This is a genomic window from Alkalibacterium indicireducens, assembly GCF_039522005.1.
Lineage (GTDB): Bacteria > Bacillota > Bacilli > Lactobacillales > Carnobacteriaceae_A > Alkalibacterium > Alkalibacterium indicireducens.
Genome location: NZ_BAAADA010000088.1, coordinates 40,276 through 53,129 on the forward strand (window position 1 = coordinate 40,276; position 12,854 = coordinate 53,129).

Here is a 12,854-nt window from a genome sequence, read left to right on the forward strand (position 1 = left end):
AGTTTTCTAAAATGTTGCAGTTCGATATGGTATAATATGAACAGGTCCAATATTAATACAATTTATAATGCATAGGAGGGACTTACATGCCATTCTTTCCATTCTATTGGGATCCCACAATGATTCTGATTATCATAGGGATGATTATTTCCGGATTTGCAAGTATGTACGTGCAGTCCACTTACAGTAAATACAGCAACGTGAAGAGTAAACGAGGGTACACCGCTTCCGATGTCTGTCGCGAGATTTTGAACGCTGCACAGCTGAAAAATGTCCGACTTGAAGGGATCAGGGGTAACCTGACAGACCATTATAATGCTCAGGACAACGTCCTCAGATTATCCGATACCACTCGGAATTCAACATCAGTAGCTGCTATCGGTGTAGCAGCACACGAGGCTGGACACGCCATGCAAGACCGCGACAACTACGGTCCGCTTCGTCTACGTGCAGCACTTGTGCCGGTTACCAACTTCGGACAGACAGCTGCTTTCCCAATCCTGTTTCTTGGATTTTTCATGGGCTATCAGCAGACACTGATCAATATTGGAATTCTTTTGTTCTCACTGACTCTGCTGTTTCAGCTGGTCACTTTACCGGTAGAATTCGATGCGTCTAAACGTGCCATTCGTATCCTTGAAGAGCAGAACCTTCTTACAAATGAAGAACTGCCTCAAGCCAAGAAAGTACTGAATGCCGCTGCATTGACTTATATTGCCGCAGCAATTGCTTCATTCCTGAGTGTCCTAAGACTCTTCCTTATTTTTGGTGGAGGCGGCAGACGTCGCAGATAGTAATATTTAACGCAGACAGCCTCATCGTTCCCTTGTTTAAGGTTAACGATGAGGCTGTCTTTTGTGTAATTGTTTAAACTTGATTAGCCGCTCTTCTCTTTGAAAAGGTCATGGATCGCCTCTTTGCTCCGGGGAAGTTCTTCAACCGGTGTTCTCATATTGTATTCCAGAACTAGATCAGGCTCTATATCAAGCATTTTTAAAGTCTGAAAGACACTCTCCCAGTCAATCGCTCCTTGCCCAATAGGCAGGTGATTGTCCACATTTCCCCTTGTATCATTAATATGAAGGGCCAGAAGCTTGCTGCTCAGCTCTTTCATGACCAATTCAATAGGCCACCTAGTGATATGAGCGTGTCCGACGTCAAGAACGGCACCAACGACTTCTTCATTGAACGAGTAGATAAACGAAATAAAAGCTTCATGGTCAAACAATTCTCTCTGTCTATCTCCACCATTTTCTATAGCCAGTTTGACCTTGCACTGCTTTGCGGTAGGTATCAGTGCCTTGACTCCTTTAGACGCATAATGCCGACTTTTTTCCTTATCAAATGTCGTCGGATGAACAACCCCAGGACTTATCACCACGTGGGAGGCCTGGACCCGTCCGGCAAAGCGAATCGTTTTTTTGTACTGTTCCAGTGCTGAAGCCCTGACAGGTCCCCACTCACTCGCCATGTTCAAATCGTAGTGAGGGGCATGGACACTGTACTGGGCATTTATTTTTCTTAATTGTTGAATAAGTCCTTCTTTGTGATTGTCTGTAATGTGAGACCAGTGAGTACCATCCATGAACAGCTCTACTTTATCTGCACCTAGTTCAATACATGAGTTTACGGCCTCCATAGGCTGTGCTTCCAGAAGGGGTAGTATCGAATATGAAATGGTCGGCATACGGTCATCCTCCTTTAATCAGTTCTGGTAAGTTATCTGATGGGACTGACAACTTTCAATGTAGTCTTTAAGAATGTGCACGGCCTGAACGCAATCGCTCAGATCAGACCATTCTGCAGGATTGTGACTTATCCCATCTTTACTTCGGACGAAAATCATTGCGGAGGGAACATGCTGGCCCACGATCATTGCATCGTGACCGGCTCCACTAGGAAGATAGTAGGGTCTGATGCCTTTCCCCTGCATCGCTTTTTCCAATTTATCCTGTAGTTTTTTTTTTATAGGAACTGGCGGCACATTATGCACTGTCTCACATGTCAGAGTGATTGCCCAGGATTTACTGATATCTTCTGCCGTTTGAATAATAGCATCAATAAGCTGCTGGCGAGTGTCTTCATAAATATCCCTGATATCCACGTAAACTATGACTTCCCCTGGAATCACATTCGTTCCATTCGGCTTGACCTCAATATTTCCAACTGTCGCTACCGCAGAATCGTTTATTTTTTGAGGAAGATGACTGATATTGTGTATAAAATGTCCAGCCGCAACCAGCGCATCCTGTCGATCAGTCATAGGCGTGTTCCCGGCATGGCCAGCTTGTCCTTTGAATGTCAATCTCAACCAGTAGGGGCCGGCAATTCCGGTTACAATTCCACACGGCAGCTGCTCTTTTTCAAGTCGCTTGCCCTGTTCGATATGCACTTCGACATAGGACTCGATATCACTGTGCGGACGTCCTGCTGATTTGAATCCTTCAACACTTAATCCTACGTCATTAATGACCTCTTCAAAGGTGCGGCCGTCAAAATCTTTTTTAGTCTGCATGGCTTCGATGTCCGTATCCCCCATCATTGCCTCGCTGCCTGTCAGCCCTCCGTTGAAGCGCGACCCTTCTTCATCAGTAAAAGCCACTATTTCCAAAGGTTTTTCAGGTGCATACCCTGTTTCTTTCCATGACTGAGCAACTTCCAGAGCTGAAAGCACACCTATTGTCCCGTCAAAATGTCCTCCGTTAGGGACTGTGTCAACATGGGATCCGCTCATAATTACTGGTTTGTCAGGGTGTTTCCCGTCCAGTCTGCCGATGATATTGCCTGCCCCATCTTCTCTGACCTGCATTCCTGCTTCTTCCATCCATTTAACGATCCAGTTTTTTGCTTCTCGCTCTTCCTGTGAGAATCCCGAGCGTCGTGAGCCTTGGTCCTCAGTAAGTCCTATCTTTGACAGTATGCCCAGTCGGTGAGCGAGTCTCTCCCCAGATACTCCTTCAGCAGTCAGCTTACTGTCATAGTCTGAAAGTAATTGCTGTTCCAAATCAAATGTGTTTTTGGTCATATGTTCATCTCCCCGGAATTATTGAGTTTATTATAGCATGACTAACCTCAAATACACATGACTCACGGTCAGAAACCCGATTGTATGGCCTCTATGCCTAACGGACTGGCAGCACAAAGGAATGAAGCCTAAAAAAGACACACTATAGTATATGACATGCTAAACCTTTAAGATGGGAGGACCTAATAGTATATCTAGATCCCCTCAGTTTACGGAACTATACTTATAGGGCGAATAGCGCCATCTTAGAGACAGTATTTATTCGGAACTGTAACTAGAGGCCGCTTAGCAGCACTTTGGACGTATTGATTTTTCGGAACTGTAACTTGAGGCTGATTGGTGACACTTTGGAAACTATAATTTCCTGGAACTGTAATTAGAACCTTGCTAGTTATACCTTAGACTCTGCTGCAGTTCCGGAACTGCAACTGGCCGGCACGCTAGCGATACCTTTTCCTTTATCAAACAGTCGGAATTACATCTATAGCCCACCTGTGCTCAAATAACTCTGAAAATCAGAAGAAGTTTCTCTATGTATTTATTAAATTCGTTATTTCACTAATATAGTACTGCCCACAACACCGCTCATTTAAATAAGGAACCGATTCGTCGGACGAATCGAACATCATTGCTCTAAAAAGAAGAAAAAACCGATCAGACGATAATAGTGTCGTCTGATCGGTTTTTTCAGTAATTACTGTACAGCGTCTTCTGCAAATACCACTGACCATTCATCACGTTTTGAAAGGAAGCGTTCAGCCACTTCTTTTGCTCCTTCAAGAGTATGATGCGCTGCCCATCCGCACTGTACCTCGTTGCTAGCCGGTACTTCGTCAGCTTCCAGTACGTCTTTCATCGTCTTTTCAAGCACTTCGAAGATTTCATCGATGTTATCGTGGTTCAGAACAGTCAGATAAAACCCTGTCTGGCAGCCCATAGGACCGAAATCGACGATATAATCCGCATGATTACGAATATGCTCTGCAGTCAGATGTTCAAGGGAATGCACGGCCATCATGTCCATGTGTTCTTTATTCGGCTGTGAAAACCGGACATCATACTTGACGATCAGGTCACCGTTCGTTCCTGTTTTTCTGTCAGCCACTCGGACGTAAGGAGCCTGTACTTTTGTATGGTCAAGGTTAAAACTTTCGACGTTCATCTTTTTTTCAGCCATTAATGATTATCTCCTTTTAAAATATCCATATTTTTTACGTCTTGTACTTTCGTTCCTTCAAATACCCAGACAAAATCGTTCATTTGAGTAAAGGATATCTGGGAAAATCCTGCTTTACTCAATGCAGTGTATACCGTATCCAGTAGAGGATAGTATTCTCTCCTCAAGTCTTCCGCAAGATCACTGTAGCCTCCGCTTTCAGCCTCTTCTATGACATTGTCATAGACATCCTGAGTTACGAAGATCGTATCAGCAAAGACGAGCTTCCCGCCTTCAGCCAGCTGCTGGGCATAGAATCTTACTGCTTCGCTCTTTTCTTCATCATCCAGATGATGGAAAACGTATGAGCTGACGATTGTATCCAGAGGTTTGTCCGGCAGTGGATAATCCTGCATGTCCCCATCGTGAATCGTAAAATCGTCCGGCAACTTTTCTTTAGCCAGTTTACGCATTTCTGGTGACGGCTCGACAGCAAACACTTCCTTGCCGGCATTCAACAGTTTTTCAGTCAGGTTCCCAGTTCCAATGCCGAACTCCAGAACATGATTGCCGCTTCTATTGACTATTTCCTCCAGTATTTCCTCATATCCGGCGAACACTTCCTTATATTCTTCATCATTGCCTTTGACTGATGCATCATAATTCTTGGCCCATCCGGTAAATACCTCTATAAATTCTCGACCCATTAGTTCGCCCCTTTATATCGTGTGATTATCTGCAGTTTTTCTAAAGTTCTCTTCCTTGGTCTTTACTACTTTTGCAGGAATACCGACAGCCGTTACTCCCACAGGGATATCTTTTAAAACGACTGCACTGGCTCCTATTTTAGCCTGTTTACCTATTGTGATATTACCTATTACCTGAACATGCGCGGAGAGAAGTACCCCGTCACCGATGGTCGGGTGGCGCTTGCCTGCCTGATCGCCCCGTCCACCTAGAGTAACAGCGTGAAACATCTTGACGTCATCTCCAATTTCTGCGGTTTCACCGATCACGATGCCCATACCATGGTCAATAAACAGCCGACGACCGATTACAGCTCCGGGATGAATTTCGATTCCGGTGATCCATCTAGCAAACATGGACAGCATACGAGCCGGTACCCTTACTCTTTTATTATATAAAAAATGGGAGATTCGATGAAAGAATATTGCCCAGACTCCAGGATAAGTCAGGACGATTTCAGCTGAGCTGCCTGCAGCCGGGTCATTCTTTTTATAAGTCTGCATCAGTTCTTTGAATGCGCTCATGTCTGCTCCTCTATCTGTTGGATTATAGTTTATTGAATCCTGACTCCAGGTCTTCGATCAGATCTTCGACATCTTCGATTCCGACAGATAGACGAATCAGTTCATCCTTAATTCCAGCTTTCAGACGGTCTGCTGAAGGAATTGCTCCGTGTGTCATCAGTGCCGGAATTTCGATCAGACTTTCTACTGCTCCTAGACTTTCGGCCAGTGTGATCAGGGATAGACTTTCGACGAACGTTTCAGCAGACAAGCCTTCCTTCAGTTCAAATGATACCATGCCGCCAAAACCTGTCATCTGTTTTTTAGCCGTTTCATATCCTGGGTGTGATTCAAGTCCAGGATAGTATATCTTCTCTACTTTGTCATGATTATTCAAATAGTCGACGATTTTTTTAGCATTTGTTTCATGCGCTTCCATGCGGATACCAAGCGTCTTGATCCCACGCTGAATGATCCAGCTATCCTGAGGCCCAAGAATCCCACCAATAGCATTCTGAAGAAACCCTAGTTCTTCTCCCAGTTTTTCACTGTTAGTTGTTACAAGACCTGCAACGACGTCACTATGTCCACCAAGATACTTCGATGCACTGTGAAGAACAATATCAGCACCAAGTTCGAGCGGACGCTGATTGTAAGGCGTCGCAAAGGTATTGTCCACGATAGTGATTATATTGTGCGCTTTGGCAATATCAGCAACAGCCTTGATATCTGTTATTTTAAGCAGAGGGTTAGTCGGTGTTTCAAGGAAGATTGCTTTCGTTTCGTCCTTGATGGCTCCTTCGATTGTTGAACTGTCACTTGTATCGACAACAGTAAAGGTCAGTCCCAGACGCTTTAAAATTTTGTTGATCAGACGGTAAGTTCCGCCATAAACGTCATCCCCGACGATGATATGGTCCCCTTGAGAAAACAGGGAAAAAATATTATGCGTTCCAGCAGAACCTGAAGCAAAGGCCAGCCCTCTGACTCCACCTTCCATATCTGCAATGAGCTTCTCCAGCGCCAGACGAGTCGGATTTCCTGTTCTGGAGTATTCAAATCCTTTGTGAACCCCTACTTTTTCCTGTTTGTATGTTGTTGTCTGGTGAATCGGGACATTAACTGATCCTGTCGCCTCATCATGACTGATTCCACCGTGTATAAAAGTTGTTTTCATTCGCATAACTGATCGTCTCCTCTTTTGAATTTATTTGTATATATTTTTTGATAAATACCGTTCGCTTCCATCCGGGAAGACTGTCACAATCGTACTGCCTGCTGGTAACGTCTGTGCTTCTTTAAGTGCTGCCGCAAATGCTGCCCCGCTTGAACTTCCTATAAAGAGTCCATTTTTTCTGGCCAGTTCCTTTGTGTAATAGAATGCTTCTTCATCAGAAATGGTATAGATCTGATCGATCCATTCCTTCTTCATGAAAGGCGGGAACGACTCAACACCAATGCCTTCTGTCTCGTGGGGTCCTGGTTCGCCTCCACCTAATATGGATCCTTCCGGTTCGACGACGACTGTTCGGACACTCTCTGACTGTTCCTTGAAGTACTGAGCAACCCCGCTGAACGTGCCTCCGCTTCCTGCCCCTGCGACAAAAGAATCAGGGTACTGACCATCTAAGTCCTTGACAATTTCAGGTCCCAAAGTTTCATAATAAGTCAACGGATTGACAGGATTTTCGAACTGAAGCGGGAGATAACTGTTTTCGATCTTCTCGCCTAACGCCTTAGCTTTAGCCACTGCGCCTTTAATGCCTTCTTCCGTAGGTGTATGGACGATTTCTGCTCCCAAGACTCGCATCAGCTCCTGCTTTTCAATGCTGAACTTTTCAGGTACGACGAAAATCAGTTTCAATCCATATGACATCGCAGCCAGCCCCAGACCGATCCCTGTATTCCCGGCAGTCGGCTCTATGATCGTTGACTCTTTGTTGATTCTTCCTTCTTTAAATGCTGTGTCAATAAGTTTGACACCCAGACGGTCCTTGATGCTTCCTCCAGGATTGAACTGTTCAAGCTTCGCAAGTATTCGTGTGTTCTCTGGAAGGTCATAGCCTTTAATTTCCATCATAGGTGTCTGACCGATCAGTTCATTTACTGTCTGTATAATCATATTATCCTCCTTTCGTCAAAAAAACGCACAAGGGGATCCCTCATGCGCTCACTCTAATTATTCTAACGGTTAGTGATTTCTTCCTGATCTGATAGTGACAGAATATATCAGGAGCTTATCGATTTAATCGCCTAGAACATTTTTGAGAGCATGAGAAATAGACTGTACACATGTACAGCAACACTCGTTTTGCTTCTCTAAAAATGTGATTGGCACGATCAAACACTCCCTAATCTACTTACTAATAGTTTGTTCACTTCTGATATTAGCATTATCTAAATCTATTGTCAATGAATCCCAGTCTAAAATTAAAAGTCTATCTTTTTTGTATAAGCTCTAACTCTAGTATACTTGAGTTAGATATCATTTAAGAAAGGAATAGATAAAATGGATACTATTTTATGGATCGTGATCATCGGTCTGTTCATATTGAGTTTTGTGGGTCTTATTTCTCCCGTCGTCCCCTCAGTACTAGCTGTCTGGGGTGGCTTTCTCATTTATCATTTTTTCATCAATTCAGCAGTCCTGACCTGGGTCTTCTGGGTATCAATGGGCGTACTTACCGTCTTCCTCCTGCTTGCCGACCTGCTTGCCGGATCAATCGCTGTCAACAAATTCGGCGGAAGTAAAATCGGGGAAACAACGGCGACGATTGCCATCATCGCTGGAACATTCATCTTTCCCCCATTCGGAATTCTGATTTTTCCGTTTATTGCCGTTCTGATCGTAGAATTCTGGATACAGGATACCTTCGCGCACGCTTTAAGAGCAGCTGTCGGAACGCTCATCGGGTTTCTCAGCGGACGAATTGCAGAAGGGATCATTCAATTGATCATGATTACCTGGTTCTTTCTCTCCATATGGCTCTAACTCGTCTGAGATGGGTTATGTTCTTCCAATTGCCTGAGTATCTTTCTAAAGAGATAACAAGTCCCTTCCTGCTCACATCAATCGATGGCAGAAAGGAGACTTTACAGATCTCTATTTAATAATCTGCAAAATCGTCACACTCTTCATCTTCCTCATACACTTCACCTTCAAAGTGTGTCTCATCATAATAAGCGTCGACTTGACCATCGCTTGTCTCTTTATGATCGTAGCTCAGTCTGGAGTAAAAGACAGCTTCCGCCATGTTAAGATACGGTCTGACGTATAAAGAAGCAATCCCCAAGGTGAACACTTCCAGGAGGTACCATCCGAAAAATGACAAGTGAAGGAAAAAGAGCTCCAGCTTGTGCCCGTCCATCAAATACCTACTTTCTTTTATGCAATCGAACGCTGAAAGGTATTCTTCAGTTCCGCGATCCTTTTTATCCTTAAAAATAAAAAATGCCTGCGAATACGAATAGGTTTTGATGATTCCTGGAATAATAAAGACTAGCGTCCATAGCGCAATGAACAAGGTTCGAAGAAGTTGGATAAGAAAAACAGGAATAAAGAATCGTCTTGAAAACACTTGAAAAGCATCAGGCAGAGGTTTTATTTTATAACTGCTTGATCGGGTCATATCGAGCAAGGTAAATGATATACCTATTGTCAAGTATGTTACGAGAAAATTGATCAGTATATTCCCCTCTTCCTCGCCAACAATAATTCTAGGAATGGATGTCAGGTCGAATCCATATATACCGCCAGTCAGCAGAAGACTGATAACAAACGGTACGAGGTAGAGAAGGATAACATCTCTCCATTTTCCACTTAATTCCTCTCTTGCTTGTCTTTTGATAGAGGCCGGGGATAGATAGGATTCTGCATTCATAGCACCTGCTCCTTTGCTTCAATATGTAAAAACCGCAGATTGCTTCTCGCTAAGCTATCTGCGGTAATCTAATACGCTTTGTTACGCTTCCTCTGTACCTATTTCTTTTCTGACGACGTCCGCAATACGGTCGACATATTCATTCACTGCTTCTTCCGTTTCAGCTTCCGCCATGACACGTAGAAGAGACTCTGTTCCACTTGGACGAACCAGTACACGGCCATTTCCTGCCATTTCCTGTTCGACCTGTTCAATGACCTCACTGATTGCCGGGTTGGACATGACATTCTGCTTGTCTGTCACACGAATATTGACCAGTTTCTGAGGATACGTCGTTACTTCTTCAGCGAGTTCTGACAATTTCTTGCCTGTCTGTTTCATCACATTAAGCAACTGAATTCCTGAAAGCAGGCCGTCTCCAGTTGTATGGTAATCAAGGAAAATCAGGTGACCCGACTGTTCTCCACCTAAATTATAACCATTTTTGACCATTTCTTCCATAACATAACGGTCACCGACCTTAGTTTTCACTGATTCCAGATCATGGACTTCCAGCGCTTTGTAGAAACCAATATTACTCATGACTGTTGAAACGATCGTATTCTTCTTCAGACGACCTTCTTCATGCATGAATTTCCCGCAGATGTACATGATCTTGTCTCCATCAACAATATTACCCAGTTCATCAACAGCGATAAGACGGTCTCCGTCTCCATCAAAAGCTAACCCCACGTCTGCGCCTTTTTCCAGTACAAAATCAGCCAGATAATCAGGATGTGTGCTTCCCACTCCATCATTAATGTTCAGACCATTTGGTGAGGCACCAGTTACGTCGAAATCAGTATCCAAATCGGCAAACAGGCGGTTGAGAAGCGGACTTGCTGCACCATTAGCTCCATCAAGAGCTACATGAGTACCTGAAAGGTCTCCGTTGATCGTCTGCGTCAGAAACTGAATGTACTTCAAGATTCCTTCTTTGTACTCTTCAGATGTTCCAAGGCCATCCGAACTAGGACGCGGAAGGTCATCTCCATCACGATCCAGTAGTTCTTCAATTTCAGCTTCCTGTTCATCAGAGAGTTTAAACCCATCTGACCCGAAGAATTTGATTCCGTTGTCTTCCACAGGGTTATGTGAGGCAGAGATCATGATTCCTGCCGTTGCGTTCTGCTGACGTGTCAGGTAAGACACGCCGGGAGTAGTAATGACACCAAGTCTCAATACTTCAACCCCGACAGACAATAGTCCAGCTACAAGGGAGTATTCCAGCATTCTACCGGATATACGTGTATCTTTTCCCACAAGTACTCTAGGGGTTTCCTCTTCAGCGTGCTGAGACAGCACATATCCTCCAAAACGCCCCAGTTTAAAAGCCAGTTCAGGGGTCAGTTCCTTATTCGCAACCCCTCTAACACCATCTGTTCCAAAATATTTTCCCATTGTTCAAACTCCTCATCCTAATAGTCTAGTTATACAGTATCGTCTTCATCTTCTTCAGTTTCATCATCGTCTTCTGCTTCCTGTTCGACAGGCGTCACTCTGATCAGTACATCCACATCTCTCGGGTTACTGTCTGATATCCCATCCGGCAGAGGAATCGGTATGGTTCTGATGGTCGATTCAGTGATCCCCGACACATCCACCTCTACAGAAAAATCATTCATCTCTTCAAGAATACCCGATTCACCGATCACAGTGATCTGTTCAGGTTCTCCTTGAGCAAACTCCAGAGCATATTCATAATCTTCATTAGGTGTACCAATTTCTTCCAGATTCATTGGAACGGTCTGTTCGGTTCCTTGAACAGGGATCGTCACCTTAATCTGTTGTGGCGAAGTATTCACATTAAGCAGGTCGCCCGTTTCATCAAGAACCAGGACGTTCAAAAGGATGTCGATATCAGTGGTTATGTCACTTTCTTCCGGCATGACAACTACCATCACATCGCTGATCTGTTCCATAGTCGAAGCAGCACCGGATATTGTCACTGATTCATCGGACAGGACAGGATCATCGGCAGTATAGCCATCAGCCAAATGTGCATTTTCATTAAATTCGACTCTTACATCATGTTCTTCTATGACTTTTTCTTCAATTTCCAGCGTCAGTTCTGCCGGCATGATGCTGTAATTCAACTGATCACTCAATCCTTCTGCCTCAAGCTGGACAGTGTGACGGCCTGGGCCCATCTGGTTCAGGTCAGGCGTTTCGATATTGAAACTTTGAGTAGCCAACGTCTGTGTCAGGACAGCCTGAGGGCCTTCAAGACGAATCGTTGCCGTTTCCGGAATGCCCGATACGAAATACAAGTCCCGATCAATATTGATATCGATCGGCAAATTAGTAATGACTTCCGAGCTGGTGATGCTTGCTCCGTCAGTTGGACTCGTTGAACGGATCCGGGACTGATTTTCCAGCGCAACAAACGAAAATAACGTCACGGCAAATATAAGTGCGACTAATTTAGTAATCCACGGGTTGTCCAAATTCAACTTCACTTGCTGGACACTCCTTTCCGTACGGCCTCAACAATCTGCTGCAGCGGTCCTTGCGTCTCTTTTTCTTTCTCTGATTCCACGAGTTCTTTTGTCAGGTAGTTCAAAACTTCATCCTGCGACATATCGTTGATCAGATTTCCTCTACGAGAAATGCTGACTTCCCCTGTTTCTTCAGATACGATAATCGTAATGGCATCCGATACTTCCGACAGTCCGATCGCCGCTCTATGGCGTGTTCCCAGCTTTTTAGGAATAGCCGGACTTTCTGATAAAGGTAAGTAGCTCGCAGCCGTCGCGATATTGTAACCTTTTATGATGACAGCTCCATCATGAAGCGGGGTATTCGGAATAAAAATATTGATCAGAAGTTCAGAGCTCAGTTCTGCGTTTAGCGGGATACCTGTAGCAATGTATTCGTCCAGACCCGTTTCCATTTCAATCGAGATGAGCGCACCGATCCGTCTTTTGCTCATGTACTGAATTGCATGGGATAAGTTATCAACAATGATCTCAGTTGCAGTCGATCGACGTTTTCTTCCGAAAAGAGACCCTCTTCCCAGATGTTCAAGTCCACGTCTAAGTTCCGGCTGGAATATAATGATCAGTGCTAGAGCCGACCACTGAATAACGAAATCCACAATGAATTCCGTCGTATATAACCGAAAAATAACACTAATTGCTTTCAGAATCAAAATGACTCCAATTCCTTTAAGCAGTTCGACTGCACGAGTACCTTTTACGATACGCATCAGCTGATAGATAAAGAATGCCACTATTAGAATATCAATGATATTCACAGCTGTACGCCACACAAGAAGCCTTGACCAGTCAAAATTTGTAAAAAAATCCAAGGGCATGCTGCCACCTCCAAAATCTGCACATACACGGAGTAAGTATACCATATATCAAGGGCGGTTAAGTATTTCAAATGTGATTAAATTTAAAACTCTAACTTTTTTCATATTTAAAATCACTAGTGTTGCATTAAAAATTTAACTGTTTCATGATATAAAAAAGTCCTTTATAATGGGGTTGGATGACTTA

The 12,854-nt window shown here is 44.0% G+C and carries 13 protein-coding genes; 2 read left to right on the plus strand and 11 right to left on the minus strand.

The annotated features are described in order from the left end of the window. Nucleotides 1-86: 86 nt before the first annotated feature. Entirely contained in the window at nucleotides 87-794 is a 708-nt protein-coding gene (locus ABFX15_RS05690) for a zinc metallopeptidase (RefSeq protein ID WP_346024511.1), read from the plus strand. Nucleotides 795-877: 83 nt separating this feature from the next. Here the strand turns inward: ABFX15_RS05690 and ABFX15_RS05695 are convergent, their stop codons facing one another. The 7 genes from ABFX15_RS05695 to ABFX15_RS05725 form a co-directional block, all read right to left on the minus strand. Further along, nucleotides 878-1,687: a sugar phosphate isomerase/epimerase family protein gene (locus tag ABFX15_RS05695; protein ID WP_346024512.1), complete on the minus strand. Its 810-nt coding sequence runs from the start codon at nucleotides 1,685-1,687 to the stop codon at nucleotides 878-880. Between the two features lie 18 nt (nucleotides 1,688-1,705). Continuing rightward, complete coding sequence (locus ABFX15_RS05700) at nucleotides 1,706-3,025, minus strand: M20 family metallo-hydrolase (protein ID WP_346024513.1); 1,320 nt, start codon at nucleotides 3,023-3,025, stop codon at nucleotides 1,706-1,708. A gap of 694 nt (nucleotides 3,026-3,719) precedes the next feature. Beyond that, a complete protein-coding gene (locus ABFX15_RS05705) occupies nucleotides 3,720-4,202 on the minus strand; it encodes an S-ribosylhomocysteine lyase (RefSeq protein WP_346024514.1) in 483 nt (160 codons plus the stop codon). Further along, entirely contained in the window at nucleotides 4,202-4,888 is a 687-nt protein-coding gene (locus tag ABFX15_RS05710) for a class I SAM-dependent methyltransferase (protein WP_346024515.1), read from the minus strand. The genes ABFX15_RS05705 and ABFX15_RS05710 overlap by 1 nt, the downstream gene beginning before the upstream one ends. A 12-nt stretch (nucleotides 4,889-4,900) precedes the next feature. Further along, nucleotides 4,901-5,452, minus strand: coding sequence for a serine O-acetyltransferase EpsC (gene epsC, locus ABFX15_RS05715; RefSeq protein WP_346024516.1), 552 nt, complete (start codon nucleotides 5,450-5,452; stop codon nucleotides 4,901-4,903). 22 nt (nucleotides 5,453-5,474) lie between these two features. Continuing rightward, complete coding sequence (locus tag ABFX15_RS05720; RefSeq protein ID WP_346024517.1) at nucleotides 5,475-6,614, minus strand: bifunctional cystathionine gamma-lyase/homocysteine desulfhydrase; 1,140 nt, start codon at nucleotides 6,612-6,614, stop codon at nucleotides 5,475-5,477. A 24-nt stretch (nucleotides 6,615-6,638) separates the two neighbouring features. After that, nucleotides 6,639-7,553, minus strand: coding sequence for a PLP-dependent cysteine synthase family protein (locus tag ABFX15_RS05725; RefSeq protein WP_346024518.1), 915 nt, complete (start codon nucleotides 7,551-7,553; stop codon nucleotides 6,639-6,641). Between the two features lie 387 nt (nucleotides 7,554-7,940). Here ABFX15_RS05725 and ABFX15_RS05730 point away from each other — a divergent pair, with 387 nt between their 5' ends. Continuing rightward, complete coding sequence (locus tag ABFX15_RS05730) at nucleotides 7,941-8,423, plus strand: DUF456 domain-containing protein (protein ID WP_091266163.1); 483 nt, start codon at nucleotides 7,941-7,943, stop codon at nucleotides 8,421-8,423. 115 nt (nucleotides 8,424-8,538) lie between these two features. On the opposite strand, the gene ABFX15_RS05735 is transcribed toward ABFX15_RS05730, so the two are convergent. From ABFX15_RS05735 to cdaA, 4 genes are all read right to left on the minus strand, one after another. After that, nucleotides 8,539-9,312 (minus strand): DUF975 family protein, encoded by a 774-nt coding sequence (locus ABFX15_RS05735; protein ID WP_346024519.1) that lies wholly within the window; start codon nucleotides 9,310-9,312, stop codon nucleotides 8,539-8,541. A gap of 81 nt (nucleotides 9,313-9,393) precedes the next feature. Continuing rightward, nucleotides 9,394-10,752 carry a phosphoglucosamine mutase gene (gene glmM / locus ABFX15_RS05740; RefSeq protein WP_346024520.1) on the minus strand — a complete coding sequence of 453 codons (1,359 nt, stop codon included), beginning with the start codon at nucleotides 10,750-10,752 and terminating at the stop codon, nucleotides 9,394-9,396. 29 nt (nucleotides 10,753-10,781) lie between these two features. Continuing rightward, nucleotides 10,782-11,810 carry a CdaR family protein gene (locus ABFX15_RS05745; protein ID WP_346024521.1) on the minus strand — a complete coding sequence of 343 codons (1,029 nt, stop codon included), beginning with the start codon at nucleotides 11,808-11,810 and terminating at the stop codon, nucleotides 10,782-10,784. After that, nucleotides 11,807-12,667 carry a diadenylate cyclase CdaA gene (cdaA, locus tag ABFX15_RS05750; protein ID WP_346024522.1) on the minus strand — a complete coding sequence of 287 codons (861 nt, stop codon included), beginning with the start codon at nucleotides 12,665-12,667 and terminating at the stop codon, nucleotides 11,807-11,809. The genes ABFX15_RS05745 and cdaA overlap by 4 nt, the downstream gene beginning before the upstream one ends. Between the last annotated feature and the right edge of the window lie 187 nt (nucleotides 12,668-12,854).